Source organism: Synechococcus sp. Nb3U1 (assembly GCF_021533835.1).
Classification (GTDB): Bacteria; Cyanobacteriota; Cyanobacteriia; order Thermostichales; family Thermostichaceae; genus Thermostichus.
This window is the reverse complement of the sequence record NZ_JAKFYQ010000001.1, coordinates 798,193-819,252: the sequence shown is the minus strand read 5'-3', so window position 1 is coordinate 819,252 and position 21,060 is coordinate 798,193. Positions and strand designations below refer to the sequence as shown.

Genomic DNA, 21,060 nt, shown 5'->3' with positions numbered 1-21,060 from the left:
GGGAAAAGTCATGTTCCAGCGTGTTGCTCTCGGCTCTGCTGCATTGGGGCTGCTTTTGGCCGTGCAGGTCATGCCCAGCCACGGATTTGGAGAGCCTCGGGTGGTGCCCGACACCAGCTTCTATTTCGATAACCACCGCTTTGATCGCTACCCAGATGCGATTGTGGTGCGGGTGGTGGATGGTGAGACTTTGGTGGTGCAAATCCAGGGCGAACAGAAAATGCGCCTGATCAAGCTGGCTGGGATTGAAGGCATCAGCGCAGAAGAAGACCCCTACTACCAACAAGTGACTGAACTGATTCGTGAGCGCATTCTCTACCGCACTGTCAAACTGGAGGGGGATAAGCTGCTGCGTAACGAAGATGCCACGGGCTTGGTGGAGGCCTACGTTTGGTTGGAAGGCCACCAGATGAACGCCATGTTGGTGCGCAATGGCTTGGCCCGCATCGTCCCCTATAGCCACAACATCAAATACGACAGCTACTACGGTGGTTTGCAGGAAAAAGCTCAGCAAGAGCGCCTCGGCATTTGGAGCCGCTTCTAAATTCGCTCTAAGCTGAAGTTGGTTCTCTTGTTACGCTTGCTTTGACCATTGAACCCACTCAACCTTCCAGGGATCCCAATCGCTGGGTGAGGCGGTTGCCTTTGGTAACCGGCCTTTTGGGTAGCGGCTTACTGGTTTTGAATCGGCTGGCCTTTACGCCGGAATTGGCCACCAGCCAGTCTCGCTCCGATGCCTTAGGGATCCTCCTCAGCGCCCTCTTGATCTTGACCGGACTCCTTTGGCAGCAGATCCAACCGATTGCTCCCAAAAACGCCCCTTTGCAAGGGATCCCGGGTCTCGACTGGCACCCTGACTTATCGGAGACTGCAAAACTGGAGCTGGCTTGGGCCTCGCATACCTTACTGACCACCACTGCTGCTCGCACGGTACTGGTTTGGCTAGATGGTCAAACTCTGCTGCAACGGGGTCTACTGGCCAGTGCCGGAAGGTTGCCTCAGATTGAGCCCAAGAGCATTCTGCAACGGGTTTTGCAGACGGGCCAGCCCGTTTATCTGGTGGATTTGAAGTTGTTTCCAGCCCGAGCTGAGTTTGATGGGATTTTACCCACGGGATCCCAGGCGGTGCTGTGTCAGCCGATCGGCCAGAAAGGCTGCCTCATTTTGGGCAGTGATACGCCCCGCAGCTTTACTCAGCGGGATCAAGCCTGGATTGCCGCTATTGCCAGCAAACTGGATGTTCTGCTGTCGGGGAGAAATGCGGCGGCCAACACAGTGCCTACCGCGACGCGGAAGCAACAGTAAGCCGGGGAGTTATCAAGGGGCAATCCAAAAGCAGAGGGCAGCCGTATCCAGCATAGAGGAAATGAGAATGAGCTCAGGAGCACGCGTTGGGTTTCTGGAGGTGGGCTCCTATGCAAGCGACAGTGCTGAGCTACAAGTGGACTGGTCAGCCGACTGGGTACTGCCCACAGAGAGGGCATGGGTTGGCGCTCAACTTTGCACTTAAAAAAGAGAGGGAGCCGCAACCCATTAGGATAAGGTATGGTCTCAGGAGCATGCTGTGCTTACAGTACCCTGTTGCTCTGCAACGCCCGCCCCGCCTCTGGCGGGGTAGAGGTCGTGATGGCGGGAACCACACGACCCTCATCGGGTCTATCTTCTTACTGCGCCGCACCTTGGCGTGCTTCATTGTGGGGCTGGATGTTGGCTCTATGTCTGATGTTCCTCGGCTGAGCGATTTGCCCTCTCGCAGCGATTCTGAGCTGATTGAGGCCGTCAAGGCTAGGCAACCTACCGCTCTCAGCGTGCTCTACGACCGTTATGCCGGGCTGGTTTACGGGCTAGCCCTCAAGATTATGGCCAATGCCACCGATGCTGAGGATCTGACTCAGGAAGTGTTTGTCACCCTCTGGCGAAAACCCAGCTATGATGTGCGGCGCGGATCCCTGAGCAGCTTTCTGTGCGTGTTGACCCGTTCTCGAGCCATTGACCGGCTCCGTTCTAAGGGGAGTCAGCAACGCTTTTTGGAACGCTGGCAGCCTATTCTCAGCGCCGACACCCCGACGCCAGCTCCTTTTGAACAGGTTTCCATCGAGGAACGTCGTCAGGTGGTGCAGGAGGCCCTCAGCCAGTTGCCCGAAAACCAGCGGCAGATCCTGGAGTTGCTCTACTACCAGGGGTTGAGCCAGGCGGAAGTTTCCCGACAATTGGGGATCCCGTTGGGAACGGTCAAAACCCGCTCTCGCCAGGCCCTTTTCAAATTGCGTAGCTCCCTACAGCCCCTTCTCCATTGAGTTGCGTTTGCCCGCATTATGTCTGAATCGTCTGAATCTACTGAATTTGAAAATGAAGTCGGCCAGGGCCACACAAACGAAGACCTGGCAGGCTATCTGCTCGGGGATTTGCTTCCCGAGGAGGCCCGTGCTCTTGAGGAACGCCTGCAGCAGGATCCCCAGTTGGTGGCAGAAATGCAAGTGCTTCAAGAGGCCCTGGAATTGTTGCCCTACGGGTTGCCAGGAGTGATCCCGCCCGCGGGCTTGCGAGATAAGATTTGGGCGGAAGTGGGTTTGGCAGAAGCCCCATTGCCCCTTCAATCCGCTTTGCCAGCGCTTCCGGCCAGTCGATTCAAGGCGTGGTGGCGGTGGTTGGCGGGCCTAGTGGCGGTGGCTCTGGTGTTGCTGGGTCTGGATAATTGGCGGTTGCGTCAATCGTTGCAACTGGCCCAATTGGAATCTGTACAGGAGTTGGCCAACCTGCTGCAGCAACCGGGATCCCGTCTGGTGAATTTGCGGGGTGAGGCTGGAGTGGCCAACCTGCTGTTTCGGGCTGGGGAATGGCAGGAGGTTGTTTTGGCAGCAACTGATCTGCCGCAATTGTCTGCTGGGGAGCGCTATCACCTTTGGCTGAAACTGGATAACGGGGACATCCTTTACTGCGGTGACTTTCTGGTGGATGCCTACGGTTCAGCCATCGTGGCGATGCGCCCGCCTCGCACCCCTCCCATTGGAACCCGTGCCCAAGAACTGTGGATTACGGCCCAAGTCCCCACCAGCCCCCGAGAACCACGCGGAGAACCCGTCTTGACCGGCACAGTGTAATGGCCAAGCGCGATCTACGGAGATTACTCTTGCTCATCGGGCCGTTGCTGGCTCTACTGGCTTTGTGGTGGACAGATCCCACCCCGACAACCCTCAGCCATTACGTCACCGCTTTGCAGCAGCGCAGCGGATCCCAAATCCACAACATCCGTCAGGCGGCCCAAGCTTTGGATGGAGTTTACATTCAGCCGGGGGCCATTTTTTCTTTTAATCAGGTGGTGGGATCCCGCAGCCTAGAACGGGGCTATTTGCCCGCGCCAGTGTTTATGGTGGCCGAAACCCTTGATTCGGTGGGGGGTGGAATTTGTCAGGTGTCTTCTAGTCTTTACAATGCCGCTTTGCTGGCAGGGCTGGAGGTGGTGGAGCGACATCCCCATTACACCGTCGTGGAGTCCGTGCCTGCTGGATTGGATGCCACAGTTTGGTATGGTCTAGCGGATCTGCGGTTGCACAATCCTTTCCCTTGGCCAGTGCGGTTGCGAGCGGAAATCCAAGGGCAAAATCTAGCTGTATCGGTACTTGGGCGGGGATCCCGGCAAGACTCTCAAGTTCCTTCTCTACAAGTGCAGCACCATTGGTTGGATGACCAGCACCTACAAGTGAGTGTGTATCGAGGAGATCAACGCCTTTCTCAGGATCGTTATGTGATTCCTCGAAGGTGAAAGACTCTCTTGCTCAGTTGGATCTAGAGATGATCTAGGGAGAGTTTGGTCAGCTAGGGATAGGAGGCAGGGATCCCTAGGGCTTGCATAGCCCAATGTCGCAGATGAGGACGGTTCACTTTGCCCTGTGGTGTTCGTGGGATCCCATCCCAGCAGAGCCATTGTTTTGGACATTTGTACCCACTCAGTTGCTCACTCAAATGCCGTTTGAGTCGATGCTTGAGATCCTCCAGATCACTTGGCATCCCTTCGGTTGGGACAACGATGGCGATCACCTGCTGCCCCCACTCAGCATCCGGCACCCCTAGCACACACACATCCTCCACCCATCCCGTGGCCCGGATCTCCCCTTCTACTTCTGCTGCCATCACCTTCTCGCCACCCGTCAGGATCAGATCATCAGCCCGTCCCAGCCAATGGAGGGATCCCTGTTCATCTAAGTAACCCCAGTCTCCTGGAACCAAGCCTTGGTCCCGTTGCCATAGGTGAGGGTAATATCCCAGCGCTAGCGACTCCGCCCAAAGGTGAATCGGGCCAACGGGATCCCCGGCGGTGCTCTGAATCTGGAGGGTGGCATGGGGTAATGGCCGACCCAGACTATCATTTCCGCACAAAAACGCCTCCGGCCACGAGGTACACACCTGGGAAGCGGTTTCCGTCATGCCATAGGTGAGGGCGACCGGAATCCGCTGTTGGCGGGCTTGTTCTCTAAGGCTGGGCCAGGTGGGACCACCCCCAACCAAAACGGCCCGAAACTGTCGTAGCGCTGCCAACACAGCCGGATGAGCCTGAAGCAACAGCCGTTGTAACTGAGTCGGCACCAGAGATAGAAAACTTCCCGGCAAAGGCGTTTCCCACTGCTGTGCGTATTCCAGAGGCTTCCAATCCCAGAGCACCAACTGCCCCTCGCTCAACCACGAACGCACCGCCTGCATCAGGCCACTGACATGGTAGAGGGGCAAGAGGCAATAGCTGTGGACGATCCCGACGGCAAAATGCTGTTGATGAGCTCTGGCAGAAGCAGCAAGGGTGGCCCAGGAATGGATGGCCCACTTCAGATGTCCACTGGATCCGCCGGTCGGGATGCAAATAGGTGGGGAATCAGCCGCAGGTAAAGCGTTGAGCAGATCCCGAAGGGGTTGATGGACAGAAGATGGGTAAGGCTGCAACTGCCCCTGCCGCCAATACCAACCGGATCCCATCTGCTCCAAAGCGTGCCCCCATTCCCGCTCCCCCCAGGTGGGGTTGCCTAAAAAGAGCGGGATCCCCAATTGCTGACAGGTGAGGAACGTGGCCCACACCCGAACCGGCTCCGATTCCGCCAGCAACAAAGGGGCTTTCCCGCCCGCCAAGGGTCGCAACTGCGCTTCTAGCTGTAACAGATGCTCGGCCAAGAGACTGGATCCCCGCTCAAGAACTAGCACCGGGTTCTCCCTCCTTCATCGGCAGCTCGATCATCAGATCCACCCGTGTTGCCACCAGGGCGATGGCTTGTAAGACAGCCCCCATTTGTTCCTTCATGCTGGCCAATTCCCGCTCTAGAACCTGCACCCTTTCCGCCAGCCCACTGGAGAGATGGCCCTGGATCAACGCCGATAGAGTCGCTTCGGGAGAAGGATCCCTGCGCTCCTGTTGCAATTGGATCAACTGCTCGTAAACATCCTCAGGCAAGGCAAGGGTGATCATATTCATAGGGTCTTAGCGGTACTCCAGCCGGGGTTGCTTTTGGGGATCCCCTGCATTTTAGAGAGAATCCGGATGTGCGGGCGCGTTAACAAATAGAGAAGATTCATTTGATGGCCAAGGCTTGTGCCAGGGATTGCAACTTCAGGCGAATCTCGGCTACCTCCTGCTCCGGACAAGAATCCGCCACGATGCCTGCACCCGCGTACAAACGGGCCCGATCCCCACGAATGAGCGCCGAGCGGATCGCCACCACAAACTCCCCATTCCCCTGTAAATCTACCCAACCCAAGGGTGCTGCATAGCCGGAGCGGTCAAAGGGTTCTGCTGCTTCGATCCAATCCACTGCCGCCTGCTTGGGGTAGCCTCCGACAGCGGCTGTTGGATGCAACTGGGCCAACAGGTCAAAAAGATGGAGATCAGGTGGCATTTCGGCCTGGATCAGGGTTTGTAGGTGCTGGATATTGGCCAACCGCAACAGACGAGGCTGGGAGGGAATGCGCGGCTTTAACCCCACTTGGCGCAGGGCTTCTCCCACCGATCGCACCACCAACTGATGTTCCTGACGGTCTTTAGGACTCTCAAGTAACTGCTGAGCTAAGGCTTGATCCTGGCTGACGGTTTCCCCCCGTGCCACAGACCCGGCCAAGGCATCGATCTGGATTTGCCCTTGCCAGACAGAGAGCAATCGTTCTGGGCTTGCTCCCAAAAAGACTCGCTCTGGAAAAGGGGCAGGCTGCCCCTGACCGGATGTTTCTAAAGCCCAAGCTTCCCTGCGGCCAATTCCCTCTGCAAAAGCAAACACGCTGCAATCGGCATAGCGCTGTTCCAGGTAGGCCAACAAAGTCGGGATCGGGGGGGGGGTGGCCAAAGGCAGATCGACGGCTTCCGCCAGTACCACCTTCTCCAGGGATCCAGATCGGATTGCCTGCAAAGCCTTGTCAATGCGGGCCAGAAGTCCCTGTCTATTGACCTCCACCTGTAGAGGCGTTTGCAATTCCCAGCGGGGCAACTGTTGTTGAGACAACCGCGACATGTGGGCAAAACAGTGGTGGATGCGAGTGCCCAAGACAGCCAAATCGCTCTCGGGCATAACCTCCAGGTTTAACCGCACTACCGTCCGGGCTCCTTCTGCAACAGAGCCAGTTGGCTCCTGCTCCTGCCAGATCTGCCATTCCGGCAACACCAGCAGGGCGGCTGGGCCACAGGTGTGCTGAGCCACAGACGCGCTGGCGCGAACGGGGTTGAAGCTAAAGCGGCTAAAGCACAAAGGCCGTTCCTGTCCACTTCCCGAGGGCAAAGCTAGGGATCCCCAACCCACTGCTTCGGCGTGCAAATGGGGTTGTAACTCCTCCAAAAAAGCCTGTGATGCTTGAAAGCGCCCTTCTCCCAATAGATAAACCCGCCGCAGGGATCCCAGGCCGAGCACCCTAACGGTACCGTGGCGGGCCCTGTGGGAGAGATAGCAGTAGCTCGGATCCTCCGGTCCACTCCGCCTGTTGGGGCCGAGGGTTTGTGCCAGCACCACCAAAGGATCCAGCCCTGAGAAGGAACGGGACAGACTGAGAATCTGGGGAATGCCCCGCGCCCGCGCCATCTGTTGGCAGGCTGCCAAGACGGGATCCCAGCCGTGTGGATCCCTCTCCGGAGTGATCCAGGGAGAAGATTGAACTGGGAGCGTTGGCCAAATTCTGGGCCATTCCGAACAGGGAGAAAGGGAGGAGGTCATGCGAGAGAAAGAAAGGACAAACCTGCCTGGGTTGGATCTGGGCCAGAAAGTGCTCTGCACCGTGGGCAGCAAAAAGCCCGATCCGGATCAGGAGGAGAGCCCAGCGAAGATGGCTTTAAGATATGAGATTACGAGATGGTCTGGCCAGAACTTGCCTTGGCAACAGGATCTTCACGGGCTTCTTCACGATCTGCAAAATTTCTTAGCATCCTTAGGGATTCCACTTGAACACAGATCTGGATTCCTCCCCAGGGATCCGGCTCATCAAAGGCTCAAAAAAGTGTGTGTCTAGCTACAGCGGACCCTATGCTGGAAAGACGGATGCAGATGCAGTCTGGGAAGAGTGCTGGTGTTTTCTATAACCCAGCAGTGCAGGATCCTTTGGACAAGCTGTGAGTTGGGATGGTGTTGTCGCGCTCTACTTGGGTGTGGTTGTTGTCTGGGTTGGGTTTAGCGGCCCTAAGTCAATACATGCAATGGGTGGGGGGTATCTACGGCGCGGTTGCTCCCTATTCTGTCCCCTTAGCGGATCTGGCGGTGTTTGGGATCCTCGGTGGGACGGTAGCAGCGGGGCTTTCGGCACGAAATTGGTGGCAACAGGCTCACCAGCCGCAAAACGCTCCAGCCCAAGGGCACAAACCGCTGCGGCGGGTCAAACTCACACCGGATCAGGTGCAATCAGATCTTGAGGATGCCGACCGCTTGATCCAAAAGCTGCAGGACGACATCAGCCGCCGTGCCCTGCGGGCCAAAATTCAGGAAATCGATCAGCGGCTTAGCCAGCAGGAGCTGCACCTGGTGGTGTTCGGCACCAGCTCTGCTGGAAAAACCTCTTTAATCAACGCCTTGATGGGGCAGCCGGTGGGCGAAACGGCCCCCACTTTGGGTACCACCCGGCAGGGATCCGTCCATACCTATCAACTGGCGGGTTTGAGTAGCCCCATTTCCCTCACCGATACCCCAGGATTGCTGGCCATCGGCGGCGCGGGGGAAGCGGAGGCGCGGTTGTTGGCCCAGAAGGCAGATCTCCTGATTTTGGTGGTGGCGGGGGATCTGCTGGCTTCGGAATATGCAGAGCTGATCGAGCTGGCTCAACTGGGCAAGCAGGCGATTTTGGCCCTGAACAAGACGGATCAAATGCTGCCGGAAGATGTGGAAACGATCCTGGCTCACCTACGCCAACGCACCGCAGCGGTCATCCCTCCCGAACAGGTGGTAGCCATTGCCGCCGATCCCGAACCTTTGAAGGTGCGCTATTGCTTTGAGGATGGATCCCTGCAGGAAACCTGGGAACCGCAATCGCCTGACACCGCTAACCTCATTCACGAAATAGCCCATCTGCTGCAACAAAAGGGATCCCATCTGCGCCTGGCCAACGCTCTGCTGCAAACCCAAAATTTGGCCGAAGCGGCCCAAACTGCCCTACAAGAGGAGCGCACCCAACGAGGACGGCAGATCGTCGAACGGATGCAATGGGCCACCGCAGCCGCTTTGGCGGTGACTCCCATGCCGGCGTTGGATGTGGTGGCAGGAGTAGCCATTCAAGCACGTATGATTGGGGAGCTGCATCAGGTGTTTGATCGGCGCATTACCCTAAAGCGGGCCCAGCAAGCAGCCCAAAGCTTGGCGCAAATTTTGGTGCAGTTAGGTGGAATGGAGTTGGCCACACAAGCGTTGGGATCCTTCCTCAAGGCCAGCCCGCTCGCGCTGATGGGGATCCCGCTGCAGGCGGTGAGTGGGGCTTATCTGACACGGGTGGCTGGCCTGAGTTACCTGGAATGGCTGCGGTCTGGGGATCCCTGGCAAGAGGAGATCCTGCAAGAGCGCGTCAAACAGCAACTCCACAACCACCGCCCCCTGGCCTTTCTCACCCAACTGGCTCGCCAAGCCCGCTCTAGCTAGTCAACCAACTTTTGCCAGAATATCCGTATTTTTTGCGATACGTAAGTGTTATTTCAATATGTTTTAGATAGGTGCTTTTCGTGAATTGGGCGATTTCCATCTGTCTTTGCGCGATCTTGCCGAGTATTTTTAGGGCTTTGGCAGGTCAGAATCAAATTGAGCTAGAAGATGCAGGGAATAGACTCAAGCATCTCTATAGCATTTTTGAAAAATCTTTGAATAGTTTAAATTGAAGCGTAGAGAATTTCCGGATTTCAACAGCTTGGTGAAAGTAATGGTGAAAAAAATCTTAGGAATCCACGATGGCGGCGATGGATGGCCATTGATTCACGTCAGCCTGAAGGCCAGTGGGTTTGAGGTTGGAGTTACCGACGATCTGCGTATGAGCTTGGAAATGGCAGTACTCTGCCATCCCGATTTGATTCTGTTGGATCTAGATCTCAGTGATCTGGCTGGCTGGAAGCTCCTACAGCAACTCAAGACCAACCCCAGCACAGCCGCAATTCCCGTGGTGGGCTTGTCGGAATATCCGATTAGCTTGCGGGATCGGGCCTATGGGGAAGGGTGTGTTGCCTGCGAGTTTAAGCTGGAAGCCCCCCCCATTCTGCTGGATCGCCTGCGCCCTTGGTTGGGTGAAGAACCTCTCCCTCTGCACCCTTCAGCAGGGAGCCCGGCACCTGAACCTGTTCTGGGTTTGCCGGAGTTGAAAGAGCCGGCTCAAGGCACTGTGCTGGTGGTGGATGATGACCCTGCCGCTCGACGCATTCTCTCCCGTTACCTAAAAAGCCGGGGTTACCAGGCAATTGAGGCCAGCAGTGGCCCAGAGGCTCTGGAGATCGTTGCCCAGCAGCCGATTGACCTGGTGGTGCTAGACATCATGATGCCGCAGATGAATGGACTCGAGGTGTTGCACCTGCTGCGTTTGAAGCATTCCACCGGACGCTTGCCCGTGATTATGGCCTCGGCGATGGATGACCGTGATGGCATTGTCGGCGCATTTGACTTGGGTGCCAACGACTATATCACCAAGCCGATCAACTTCGATATTGCCCTGGCTCGCATTCAGTCGCAGCTAGCCGTGGCCTCGCAACTGGGCCTCTTGCCCAGCCAAACTCCAAAATTGTTGGGAGGACACTACCAAATTGAGCGTCCCCTTGGATGCGGAGGATTTGGCTGTACCTATTTGGTGCGGGATCAACATCGCCCTGGAAAGCCCCTGTGTGTCTTGAAGCAACTCAACCCAACAACGGTATCCGGCGAAGCGGGATCCCCCCTTTCGGCGTGGCAGGGACTGGAAACGCTCTCAGCCGCTCTACTGGGCTTTCAACAGGAAGCAGAAATGCTGGAACGAGTGGGATCCCATCCCCACCTACCGCAACTATTGGCCTACTTTGAACAAGACCAACAACACTACTTGGTGCAACAGTTTATGCCCGGATCCCCTCTAGATAGGCTGCAGGCTCAGGGATCCCGGTGGACTGCGCCACAGGCAATCCACTTTTTGCGGCAGATGCTCAACATCCTCAGTTATCTCCACCAAGACGGGATCATCCATCGAGATATTAAACCCGCCAACATCTTGCAGGCAGGGGATCCTGACCAGGTCACCTACAATCTGGTGGACTTCGGAGCCGCCGTCTCTAGGGGTGATCAACCCATCTACTCCATGTTTATCGGCACCGATGGCTATGCCTCACCCGAGCAATACGAAGGCCAACCCCGTCCCAACAGCGATCTCTATGCTCTCGGCCAAGTGACGCTGGAAATGCTGACAGGGCAAGCTCCCTCTGGTCAATCCTCGTGTCAGGTGTACCCTTTGCCCCCCACCCTCTGGCACATCCTGAAAAAGATGACCGAGGCGGATCCCAACCGGCGCTATGCCTCCTGTGAGGCGGTACTGCAGGATCTCGATCTCATCGAGGCCGAGCATGAGCCTGAGAAAGCAGCATCTGCACAAGACAGGCTCCTCACCCCGCTTGCATTACCTGATCAGTTAAGAAAAGTTAAGCAAACTGCAGGCTCAGCCTGGCCCACGCACTTTCGAGATGAGTCAGCCGGGATGAGTTAGCGCCAACAGGCTCAGGCTCTACCTAGAACATCCAGACCTAGGATATCAAATTAAGTAAAAAATTAGTAAAAAATTAGTAAAAAATTAGTAAAAAATTAAGTCTGTGGCTCCTCGGGCTTGTCTTCCCAGGCATCTGTAGCAGGAGATTCAGAGGTTGGCTCTGGCGGGGCATCTTCTTCGGCGTACTCTTGCTCCCATTCCGGCTGCTCGGGTGCAGGTTCAGGCCGACGTGGGCGCACAGGTTCGGGTTCTGGCTCGTCTTGTGCGTAGATGTCCTCTTCTTCGGCTTCGTACTCCTCGTCATATTCTTCGTCGTAATCTTCCTCCACAACGGGGCTATCGACAGCACTGGGGAGAGCCGGGGTAGGGCCAGATCTAACTTCCCAAGGAGGTTTGCCAACCCCGAGAGTTTCCAGAACACCTCTGGCCAGTTGAGTGAGGCGGGTTTCTGCCCCATCTTCAACAATCAGGCGATCCCCGCCGATAGAAACAATCTCATCAGTTGAAAGGAGATAGGTGCTGAGAATGAATCCGGGCAAAAAGGTCAGGCCGAGATTAGAGAGCACCAAACCCGTAATCAGACCAGAAACGGAGTTAAATTCAAAATCCTTGACTTTGCCGAGGCGAATCCCTTCTTCGGTCACCACTTCACTACCGACTACGCGGCTAAGCCCGTCTAAATCCAAATTGTCGAAGACTTCATCACTGGGTACGAGCAGCGCATCCTGGCCCAAAGCCGTCACTTGCCGCAGTTCCAGCAGGCGGGGAGAGCTGGCAAAGGCTTTTTCCAATACCCCCAACACCAATACCTGCTTGGCTTCCAAATCAGCCCAGACTTCGCTGACTACGCCGAGCCGGGCGGCATTCCCCTGGCTGATCACCTGTGTTCCCAGAACCTGTGACCGCCGACGAACCTCTGATCGCACCAGCGCAACAGATTCTTTCCCAGTCGTCATGGTGTCTTCCCCGTCGTGAGTCGAAACGTTCGCGTAAGTGGGCTATGGATCTGGCACAGAGCGCCAAAATCAAGACAATAGTACCACTGCCTGCCTCCTCCCTTGCGGCGTGCCTAACCGGGATCCCCGCAAATTTGCTTATCCCAGGCCAGAAACCGTTCTGCCATCACGCTCAGAGAATAGTGCTGTTCAACCCGTTGGCGACAGTGGTTCCTATCGATGCGCTCTAGGCGACCCACAGCATCGGCCAAAGCCGGCACATCATCGGGATCCACCACCCAGCCGGTTTCTCCATCGCTGACAATTTCCGCTGGCCCGCCGCGTCGATAGGTGATGACAGGTACTCCACAGGCTAGAGCCTCCACCGCCACCATGCCGAAGGCTTCGATCCACTTGGGGGTCATGACCAAAGCGGAGCACTGGCCCAGGATCTGCTGCATGGCTCGAGTGGGTAAGAACCCTCGGTAATCCAGTTGCGCTCGGGGATAGTGAGCCTGGATTTGCTGCCAGTAGGCCGGATCCTGCAGATGGCCTAAGATCACCACCGGGATCCCTGTCTTTTCAGAGAGGGCAGCGCAATCTTCTAAGCCTTTTTCGGGGGCAATGCGGCCCACCCAAGCCAGGGATCCATTGCCGTGGGGCACAAAATCATAAGTTTGCAAATCTACCCCGCAAGGCAAATAGACAAAGGGATCCCGACCTGCCGCCATCCATGCTGGGGCAAAGGCGAAGGTTTGGGCTTGGGCACGGGAATGCACTGCCAGCCGACCAGGGTGGGTTTGGGCAACATGTTCCAGAGCCTGATCCACGGCATCGGTGAGGGATCCCATGCTGACGATATGGGCCACCGGGGTGCGGAAAAAATCCGTCAGATAAAAAGAAAGCCAATCGTAGCTCCAGTTGACGATCAGATCAAAATCAGCCTGCATTTGGGCGGCCCGTTGCCATAGGCACGCCAACAAAGAGGGGGTGTGAATCTGTACCGGCTGATCCCGGCCTTGGCTTTGGGCATAGGCAGGGGGTAAACCTGCCACCGGCTCGATGACGGACTGGGGCAATCCAGCGATGCGGGATCCCTGAGGGGCCAACACCTGCACCTGGGATCCCCCCTCGAGCAGGGTGCGCGTCAGGTTGGCTAGATTCAGTTCCACCCCACCCCCGGCTCCGGATCCCAAGGAACCCACCGGAGTAGAGAGGAACAGATATCGGCGTGGCTGAGTCACAAAGGGATCCTATCCTGAAGGGCTCAACCAATTGTCTAGGATTCTGTCCGGGAAATTTAGGCTTTGGCCACCAAAATTTCCCCATCCTCAACCTTGACTTCATAGGCCGTCAGGTCTGCATTGGCTGGGCCACGGGTACGACTACCATCGGCAGCGAAAGCAGAACCATGACAGGGACAGACATAATTTTCACCGCGCCAGTTCACATCACAACCGGCATGGGGGCAAGCCGCATCCAAGGCCAGCAAAGAGTCTGGATCCTCCGGATCCCCGCTCAGCCACAGGGTAGGGGTGTTGTCCCCAAAGGCGTTTTCCACCTTGAAGGGGCCATCCGCCAAATCTTCCACCGTTGCCACTTTCACAAATTCCGGCTCGGGTGTTTGGGCGATGACACGGGCAGAACGACGTTGGGTGAATGCAGGCCACAACCCCGCCACTGAGCCAAACCCGAGAGCCAGCCACTGTAAAAAACCGCGACGATTGTTCAGCATAACTATGTGTCCTTGGATGTGTGCAATGGGCCAACAGAGGACTGGATCTCCCCAAGCAGGATCCTGGCAACAGCCCAAAGGTAGCCCTTAACATTTTGTTGCATTGAAACGGTCACTGCCAGGGCTTAACCGTACTCTTTATGGATACGTACCGGAGGGGATCCCGGATTTGGGGAGAGAATGCGCAAATCTGGATATGAGGATGTACGAGGATAGAGGGCCCAAGTCAACAAGCCCGTGAGACAAAAAGATCCGCCACTGCGCAGTTAAACCCCGGCAGGAGAGGGGAAGACAATCTATCTTGAGCCAACAGGGTTTCTACCAACACCAACTGGGCACTCTGGCGACGATACACTTCCATTCTTTGGGCCAGTCGATCCACGATCCAGTACTCTTGTACCCCCTGCACAGAATAGAGCTTGAGTTTTGCCAAACGGTCTCGGTCTTCATTCACTCTTCCGGGTGATAGCACTTCAACTACCAACTCAGGGGCACCACAAAAATGTCCTGCTTCATCTTGAATTTGAGGTAACCGCTGATAGCTCACCCAAACAACATCTGGGCAGACATTATCGGAGTCTGAGAAGATCAACCCTGGCATGATTGAGGGTTCCCCTAGCCCCGTGCTCAGCGACCATTGATCGAGAAGAGAGAAAATTCGCCCAGCCAAATGCTGATGGCGATGATGAGGAGAGCGAGTCACCAGTAGTTCTCCGTCAATGAGCTCGTAGCGGATCCCTTCGTTCTCTGGGAGCGCTTCGATATCCCGAGTGGTCCAGCGTACTCCTGGAGCTGTCATTGCTACCCCCATAGCGATGGATGGTACCTTTGTGTAGCCAGATCGTAGCCCAGGTGGCTCCAGCAACAGAGTCATCAAGACTCTATGCCCTATTGACAGGCTTAATAAGCTGGGATCTGCGGGAGTTATGGAGTACCGTTCACTTGGGATAAATCCGCAAGCGGCGGTTGGGTTCTTCGCCAAAGCTCTGGGCGCGCAAATGGTAATGCTCCACCAACTGGTGCTGCAACTTGCGGATCAGGGCGGAGCGGGGCAACAATTCCACCGGCTGTGACTTGGGGATCACGATCTGCTCTACCGCTAGGCGAGCTTCTTCTAGGGCTTCGGTTTCATCGCCAGCGCTGGCCTGGATAAACAACTCCAGTTCCGAGTCGGATCCGTCTTCCGTTTCAATGTTGAGGATGTGGCGCAGGGCGCGGGTCAGGGCGATTAGGGTATTGGCTTTGACGGTATGAATCGGGATCTGGCGAGAGTGGGCCAATTGTTGGATCTTGGAGCGATTGCGCACATGGGATCGCAAGGCCAAGACAATATCTGCCCCATCCAAATCCTTGGTGACCTCCGCCTGCAACTTCAGGGTTTGGATCACCTGCTCCAGATGAAAGCGGCTCACCCCGTAGGGGTAAATCATCAAAGGCCCATCACTATCCCGTGGGTTGTCTTCGGATCCCTCAAAGTCCAAGCTCTCTTCTTCATCTAAACCAAGGCTAGAACGGAACCCCAATCCCAATCCCGATCCCGATCCCGCTTCCACCAAGTTGGTTTCCCGAGGATCCCGCTGCCGCAAGCGACCTTCCAGGGGCTCTAGGGGTAATGCTTCCATCCGTCCAGAACGTCGCCATCCCCCCCGTTCTCGCGCCGGAGACATTGTGCTGCTGCTGCTAGTGGGCGGCCATTGTGGGCCAGACATGACCGGACGCTCGATCACCACCTGCCCCTTCTCATCTAGGCTACGGGTTTGAATCAAGGGTTCTCGATTGCGCAAGAGGCGATCCACCGTGGCGGCCACATCTTCGTGTACCACCCAGCGGGCTCGCTCTAGCATTTCCACGGCAATATCAAAGGTGGGAGGGGCTTTGCGCTCTAAGACGCTCTTCTGGCTGCCCCGTCGCCGCGCCTCATCATCTCCCAAGGTTACAGATTGGATCCCCCCCACCAAATCCGAGAGGGTGGGATTTTTCATCAGGTTATCGATGCGGTTGCCATGGGCGGTAGCCACCAGTTGCACCCCCCGTTCGGCAATGGTACGGGAGGCCAAGGCTTCCAGTTCCGTGCCAATTTCGTCGATCACCACCACCTCTGGCATGTGGTTTTCCACCGCCTCGATCATCACTTTGTGTTGCAGTTCGGGGGTGGCCACCTGCATCCGTCTGGCCCGGCCAATGCCCGGATGGGGCACATCCCCATCGCCAGCGATCTCATTAGAGGTATCGATGATCACTACCCGCTTGTGCAGATCGTCCGCTAGCACCCGCGCAATCTCCCGTAGGGCAGTAGTTTTGCCCACCCCCGGTCGGCCCAGTAACAGCATCGAACGGCCCTGCTCCACCAAGTCGCGGATCATGCTGATCACGCCGATGATGCAGCGACCCACCCGACAGGTAAGGCCGATGATCGTCCCTTGGCGGTTGCGAATGGCACTAATCCGATGCAGCGTGGAGGCAATGCCAGCCCGGTTGTCGCCGCTAAACTCCCCCACCCGGCTAATCACCTGATCCAAGTCGGCCCGGGTGACCACCTCTTCTGAGAGGTAATCGGCGGATCCAGGAAAACGGGCCTCTGGACGTCGGCCCAAATCCAGCACCACCTCCACCAGGCGATCCAACTGCGGATGGTGCTCCAGTCGTTCCCGAATCGGGGCAGGCAAAATGTCCAGGAGCTTGCTCAGGTCGTCGGTGTAGTGGGCTTGGCCGGGAAAATCGGTACGGTCGGGATCCACCAGCGGGTTCAAGGTCGAGGACTCTACAGGGAAATTCATAATCAAACGTAGGAAAAAGAGGTTTGTTTAAGTCCAGGGGCAACTGCCACCGGTCGATGCTTGACTTGAGCCACCAACTGTTTGGCCAACGGGATCCCAGCAGCCAATCCCTTTTCCAAGTAGGAGGCCACCAACTGCCGTGCGTAACTGCCAAAGGCCAATCCCGCCACTGGCCAGCGGGGATCCAACAAGGGTACCGTTTGGGCATTGGTTCCCCCCGCTAACTGCACATAACCGGGCAAACCCATGTTCAGCACCTTCTGAGCCAGCTTCAGGGTGGCTTTGCTGGTGCCCGAGCCAGACCCAATATCCCCGCTCATGGGCCGGCCATCTACCTGCCAGATCAACACCTTGGGTAAGGGATCCATCAGGGCTAGCAAATCCTGTAGATAAGCTTCCAATCCAGGGCCATCGTTAAAGCTGATGGATAGAGCCTCCAAGTGAGGCAGCCAGGGCCGCAGGGATCCCCACAGTTGCCCGAATTGCGCCTGTCGACCAATTTGGGTATGAATTTCTACCGCTTGAATGCCCAGGCCGATGAGCGACGGCAATACCTGTGGCAAAGGCACTTGATGGTTGGGGGTGGCAATGCGCCGGTGGGGGCAGATGGGTTCACAGCGCCCGCAGCCGTAGCACAGCTCCGCTTGAATATGAACGGTTCCGGAAGTTGCGAACGGAGCCAAGGCGTGGGGAGGACAAACCGCTACACAGGGCTGCGGACAATCGGCAGGACAAACCGGATCCGTCAATACCGCCTTGCGAAAATGCACATCCTCGCCATCGTTAACACTGACCATCAGCCAAGGGGATCCCGCTTGCAGATCCTCCGCTTGGGCCCACTGGATCCCCTGTTGAGCGGCCCGCACAATCGCTGGATCCGCCGCTAAGTCAATGCAATCCACTCCGGCCAGCGTGTAGAGGAAGGCTAGCTCCCGAACCGAGGGCAAGTGATGGAAACTTGCACCACAGATCAGTTTGAACCAGGTACCCTGTTGCAGCGAGGCGTTTGGCAAGGTCACGGGCACGAAAAGCCACTAGCGGGATGGTTGTCTGGGCCGCGGGCTATCTACCTGAGATGGTAGCAAAGAATTCTTCAGGCGCTCTGCAAAGGTTGCCAACGAATCGCTCGATCTCGCCCCAACTCCACCACAACCTTCACCCCCTTGTCCTCCTGGCTCAGCTTCACCAAGTAAGACAGCTCCTGCTGGCTGAGCACATGCCCTTCATAAAACCAGAACACCAACCCCTTCGCGTTTGGGGGTAAGGTGGCCCGATACTGCTCAATCAAGGGAGGGAAGAAGTAGGTGCGCCGTTCCGACTTGCCGAGAATGGCTGGGCGCACCCCGTGGATGCGAGTCAAATAACCAGCTAGATCCCCGATGCCCTTGCTGGAGAGGGTAACCACCTGATAGCCTGCTCCCCGCAGCCGCCGTAAGTAATGCCCTTCGGATCCCCCTTCCGGGGTCACAAAGATGGCCAAGGCCCCAGATTGCTCCAGTTGCCGCACAAATTTTTCGCCTGAGCCGACCAGCAGCATAAGGATAACTCCATGACCTACAGGACCGATGTTGAGGGAGAGGGATCCCACCAAACTGCCCTTACAGATCCCAAACCTGAACTCATTGTAAAGGCAGATGTCGAAATCCTCACATAAGGTGGGACGGAGCACCCCTTTTTCAGCGCTCACGAAGAACAGTTAAGATGCCAGTAGAGCACCCCAATCCTCGCTCCGATTGGATAACCCCCATGAGACGACGCAAGCTGTTTACCTTGACGATGGCCGGGCTCGTCACAGTACCCCTTAGCTTGACAGGAGAGCACCGCGCGATGGCTCAGCAAACCTATCCTTTCAACAAGACTGAAGCCGAGTGGCGGCAGCTGCTCACCGAAGAACAGTTCTACGTGTTGCGCCAAGAGGGCACCGAACCGCCCTTTCGCAATGCCTACCACGACAACAAAGCTCCAGGTATTTACGTCTGTGCGGGCTGTGGACAACAGCTGTTTTCTTCTGCCGCCAAATATGACAGTGGCACCGGTTGGCCCAGTTTCTGGGAACCAATTGCTGCCGATGCGGTGGGTACCAAAACCGATTGGAAACTGTTTGTCCCTCGCACCGAAGTGCATTGCTCCAACTGCGGCGGTCATTTGGGGCATGTGTTTCGAGATGGCCCTCAGCCGACAGGGCTGCGCTACTGCATGAACTCTGCTGCCCTTAAGTTCATTCCAGCCACGGCCTAACCGGTTGCTTCACCCACTGGGTATTGCTCCGGCCTTCCCCTGTTACAAAGCTAGGATGGAATCGTCTGCTGGGGTGAGACCATGTCGGACTACACCGCTTTGGATGCTGCTTCAATCTTGCTGCGGGAGGGTCTGGAGGCTCTGTTGGTGCTGGTGGCTCTGCTGGCCTTCTTGGGCAAAAGCGGACAATCGACTCAGAAGCGCTGGGTGTGGATGGGCGGGGCGGTGGGTTTGCTGGCAGCGGTATTGCTGGGTCTGCTGGTGAAGCTGTTTTTTCAGCAAATGCTCACCCATACCCGACAGGAAGTGTTGGAGGGGATCACCGGGCTGGTGGCGGCAGGCTTGTTGTTTTCGATCAGCTTTTGGCTGCACCGTCGGGCGGCGATTGCCTCTTGGCAGGCATTTGTCCAAGAACAAGCGCATGCAGCGTTGGTCAGTGGCCAGGTTTTCTCTTTGGCTTTCCTCGCCTTTACAGCTGTGTTCCGGGAAGGGGCGGAAACGGTGTTGTTTTATATGGGGTTGGCGCCTTCTCTATCGGCGGCAGATTTTTGGGCCGGGGTGGGACTGGGATCCCTGGCATTGATGGTGGTGGCGGTGTTGCTGTTGCAGGTGGGCATGAAGTTGCCTTTGCGGGCTTTTTTCCGGGGCTTAAGCCTGTTGATTTTCTACTTGGGCTTTAAGTTTTTGGGCAGTGGCTTGCACGCGCTACAAATGGCCGATTGGTTGCCGATTACACCTTTGGCTGGGATCCCGAAGTTGCGCTGGTTAGGCTTTTACCCCACTTGGCAAACGCTGCTGCCCCAGATGGTGTTGATTGGGGTGGCCTTGGCTTTGGGGGTGCGGCAATGGTTACGGACTCACATTGCTCAGGAACTGTCGCAGTGAGGGCAAAAAGCAAGCTCGATGGATATGCTGGGGGGCTCCAATCCAGATCAACCTAGATCAATCCAGATGTCTGTCGCAAGACAAAACCTGCCAGAATTGCTCTAGCAGGCCTGTAGAGGCTACCAGCAAGGCCCTTCTTTTGAGGGATCCCACTGGGAGCAAGAATCATGCCCACAGGGGTTGGCTTGCTGAGGTGTGTTGAGTTTAGTTGTCGTAGACGCGACATTCGATCGCATCCGGGTTTTCAGCGCAGTGCTGTTCCAGGCTACTTGGAGTGGTGGGTTGGTGGCTGCGGGCCGCCAGTACTTCCTCTACTGCATCCCAAGCGGCACGGCAGTGGGGATCCCCTTCACCGTACTCGGAACAGATGCTACGAGCGTTTTCCAGTTCTTTGGCGATGACGTCAGACAGTCCCATGTACTTGAGCTCCTCTAGGTAAGTGGGGCCAGTAGCCCGCTGGTGTGATCGGCCGACGATGGCTCCTGTGGATCAGTAAAGTAGATCCATAAAAAAGAATGAGTCCAGGATAGTCACCTTACGCCAACCGATCTCGTAGTTTGGATACAGTTTTATTCTAAACAATGGCGGTGGGGAGCTGTACCCACCCTTTTGGGATCTCTTTGGGATCTTTCCGCGCATCCCCTCAACTCCTTTAGGTTCCAAACAGTTGCCCAATCTGCTGACGAACCATCTGTGCGGATCCCTGTTGGCGCACTTGTCCCTCCGATAAAAAGATCGCCCCATCTGCCCATTCCAGCTCCGCCAGACGATGGGTTACCCAGAGGGCGGTGATCCCCTCTTGATCCACCAGTTGTCGGATGCACTCCACCAGATCCGCCTGGCTATCGGGATCCAACAAAGCCGTCGGTTCATCCAGGAGTAGCACTTGAGTGCGCCGTGCCAAAGCTCCCGCCACCGCGACCCGTTGTTTTTGTCCGCCACTAAGGCTGTGTATGGGCCGACGGATCATGTGCAGTAAGCCCACCTGCCCCAGGGCCGTTTTCACCCGCTGCCGGATCTCTGCCAAAGTGAGCGGCTCTGCCCCCAAGCCAAAGGCTACATCCGCCCCTACCGTGGGCATGAACAGTTGGTGATCCGGATTTTGAAAGACATAGCCCAGTCGCCCGTTGATCTCTAGGTGGCCAGAAAGAGGTTTGGGATACGTCAGGGATCCAGATAACAGTTGTAGCAAAGTGGACTTGCCGCTGCCGTTAGGCCCCAACAACATCCACAGTTGCCCGGTTGGGATGGTAAAGCTGCACTCTTTTAGGACAGGCGGACGCTCCGGCCAAGCAAAGGTCAGATGCTCCACCCGAATCGCCACCTCACGCATCGGGATCCCTAC

Annotated in this window: 21 protein-coding genes; 9 read left to right on the top strand and 12 right to left on the bottom strand. The window is 56.6% G+C overall.

Going from position 1 to position 21,060, the window contains the following annotated elements:
- The first annotated feature begins 10 nt into the window (after nt 1-10).
- The 5 genes from L1047_RS03750 to L1047_RS03730 all read left to right on the top strand — a co-directional run bounded on the left by L1047_RS03750 (nt 11) and on the right by L1047_RS03730 (nt 3,763).
- The gene (locus L1047_RS03750) at nt 11-544 is read left to right on the top strand and encodes a thermonuclease family protein (RefSeq protein WP_235277451.1); all 534 of its coding nucleotides are present in this window, start codon (nt 11-13) and stop codon (nt 542-544) included.
- An 86-nt stretch (nt 545-630) separates the two neighbouring features.
- The gene (locus tag L1047_RS03745; RefSeq protein WP_235277450.1) at nt 631-1,305 is read left to right on the top strand and encodes a cofactor assembly of complex C subunit B; all 675 of its coding nucleotides are present in this window, start codon (nt 631-633) and stop codon (nt 1,303-1,305) included.
- Nucleotides 1,306-1,715: 410 nt separating this feature from the next.
- The gene (locus L1047_RS03740; protein WP_235277449.1) at nt 1,716-2,297 is read left to right on the top strand and encodes a sigma-70 family RNA polymerase sigma factor; all 582 of its coding nucleotides are present in this window, start codon (nt 1,716-1,718) and stop codon (nt 2,295-2,297) included.
- 18 nt (nt 2,298-2,315) lie between these two features.
- A complete protein-coding gene (locus L1047_RS03735) occupies nt 2,316-3,101 on the top strand; it encodes an anti-sigma factor domain-containing protein (RefSeq protein ID WP_235277448.1) in 786 nt (261 codons plus the stop codon).
- Complete coding sequence (locus L1047_RS03730; RefSeq protein WP_235277447.1) at nt 3,101-3,763, top strand: VanW family protein; 663 nt, start codon at nt 3,101-3,103, stop codon at nt 3,761-3,763. The genes L1047_RS03735 and L1047_RS03730 overlap by 1 nt, the downstream gene beginning before the upstream one ends.
- Nucleotides 3,764-3,816: 53 nt before the next feature.
- Here the strand turns inward: L1047_RS03730 and L1047_RS03725 are convergent, their stop codons facing one another.
- The 3 genes from L1047_RS03725 to L1047_RS03715 all read right to left on the bottom strand — a co-directional run bounded on the left by L1047_RS03725 (nt 3,817) and on the right by L1047_RS03715 (nt 7,061).
- Nucleotides 3,817-5,187, bottom strand: coding sequence for a 2-succinylbenzoate--CoA ligase (locus L1047_RS03725; protein ID WP_235277446.1), 1,371 nt, complete (start codon nt 5,185-5,187; stop codon nt 3,817-3,819).
- Entirely contained in the window at nt 5,174-5,449 is a 276-nt protein-coding gene (locus L1047_RS03720; protein ID WP_235277445.1) for a hypothetical protein, read from the bottom strand. The genes L1047_RS03725 and L1047_RS03720 overlap by 14 nt, the downstream gene beginning before the upstream one ends.
- Before the next feature lie 103 nt (nt 5,450-5,552).
- On the bottom strand, nt 5,553-7,061 hold the full coding sequence (locus tag L1047_RS03715) for an isochorismate synthase (RefSeq protein ID WP_235277444.1): 1,509 nt from the start codon (nt 7,059-7,061) through the stop codon (nt 5,553-5,555).
- Between the two features lie 516 nt (nt 7,062-7,577).
- Between L1047_RS03715 and L1047_RS03710 the strand changes: the two genes are divergently transcribed.
- Entirely contained in the window at nt 7,578-9,077 is a 1,500-nt protein-coding gene (locus L1047_RS03710) for a YcjF family protein (RefSeq protein WP_235277443.1), read from the top strand.
- 274 nt (nt 9,078-9,351) lie between these two features.
- Entirely contained in the window at nt 9,352-11,145 is a 1,794-nt protein-coding gene (locus tag L1047_RS03705) for a response regulator (protein ID WP_235277441.1), read from the top strand.
- Between the two features lie 95 nt (nt 11,146-11,240).
- Here L1047_RS03705 and L1047_RS03700 read toward each other — a convergent pair whose 3' ends face one another.
- From L1047_RS03700 to L1047_RS03670, 7 genes are all read right to left on the bottom strand, one after another.
- Nucleotides 11,241-12,101, bottom strand: coding sequence for a PRC-barrel domain-containing protein (locus L1047_RS03700; protein ID WP_235277439.1), 861 nt, complete (start codon nt 12,099-12,101; stop codon nt 11,241-11,243).
- A gap of 113 nt (nt 12,102-12,214) precedes the next feature.
- Nucleotides 12,215-13,324, bottom strand: coding sequence for a glycosyltransferase (locus L1047_RS03695; RefSeq protein WP_235277438.1), 1,110 nt, complete (start codon nt 13,322-13,324; stop codon nt 12,215-12,217).
- Nucleotides 13,325-13,380: 56 nt separating this feature from the next.
- A complete protein-coding gene (locus L1047_RS03690) occupies nt 13,381-13,815 on the bottom strand; it encodes a QcrA and Rieske domain-containing protein (RefSeq protein ID WP_235277436.1) in 435 nt (144 codons plus the stop codon).
- A 226-nt stretch (nt 13,816-14,041) separates the two neighbouring features.
- On the bottom strand, nt 14,042-14,614 hold the full coding sequence (locus L1047_RS03685; protein WP_235277434.1) for a Uma2 family endonuclease: 573 nt from the start codon (nt 14,612-14,614) through the stop codon (nt 14,042-14,044).
- A gap of 139 nt (nt 14,615-14,753) precedes the next feature.
- On the bottom strand, nt 14,754-16,592 hold the full coding sequence (locus L1047_RS03680; RefSeq protein WP_235277433.1) for a R3H domain-containing nucleic acid-binding protein: 1,839 nt from the start codon (nt 16,590-16,592) through the stop codon (nt 14,754-14,756).
- A 2-nt stretch (nt 16,593-16,594) separates the two neighbouring features.
- Nucleotides 16,595-17,611 (bottom strand): Light dependent period protein LdpA domain-containing protein, encoded by a 1,017-nt coding sequence (locus tag L1047_RS03675; RefSeq protein ID WP_235277432.1) that lies wholly within the window; start codon nt 17,609-17,611, stop codon nt 16,595-16,597.
- A gap of 74 nt (nt 17,612-17,685) precedes the next feature.
- The gene (locus L1047_RS03670; protein WP_235277431.1) at nt 17,686-18,129 is read right to left on the bottom strand and encodes an NAD(P)H-quinone oxidoreductase subunit N; all 444 of its coding nucleotides are present in this window, start codon (nt 18,127-18,129) and stop codon (nt 17,686-17,688) included.
- A gap of 209 nt (nt 18,130-18,338) precedes the next feature.
- On the opposite strand from L1047_RS03670, the gene msrB reads away from it, so the two are divergent.
- Together msrB and L1047_RS03660 are read left to right on the top strand one after the other, a co-directional pair.
- Nucleotides 18,339-18,830 carry a peptide-methionine (R)-S-oxide reductase MsrB gene (gene msrB / locus L1047_RS03665; RefSeq protein WP_443081677.1) on the top strand — a complete coding sequence of 164 codons (492 nt, stop codon included), beginning with the start codon at nt 18,339-18,341 and terminating at the stop codon, nt 18,828-18,830.
- Nucleotides 18,831-18,911: 81 nt separating this feature from the next.
- Complete coding sequence (locus tag L1047_RS03660) at nt 18,912-19,715, top strand: FTR1 family iron permease (RefSeq protein ID WP_235277430.1); 804 nt, start codon at nt 18,912-18,914, stop codon at nt 19,713-19,715.
- A 204-nt stretch (nt 19,716-19,919) separates the two neighbouring features.
- Here the strand turns inward: L1047_RS03660 and L1047_RS03655 are convergent, their stop codons facing one another.
- Complete coding sequence (locus L1047_RS03655) at nt 19,920-20,132, bottom strand: CP12 domain-containing protein (protein WP_235277429.1); 213 nt, start codon at nt 20,130-20,132, stop codon at nt 19,920-19,922.
- 235 nt (nt 20,133-20,367) lie between these two features.
- Nucleotides 20,368-21,048 (bottom strand): energy-coupling factor ABC transporter ATP-binding protein, encoded by a 681-nt coding sequence (locus L1047_RS03650; protein WP_235278851.1) that lies wholly within the window; start codon nt 21,046-21,048, stop codon nt 20,368-20,370.
- Nucleotides 21,049-21,060 lie beyond the last annotated feature (12 nt).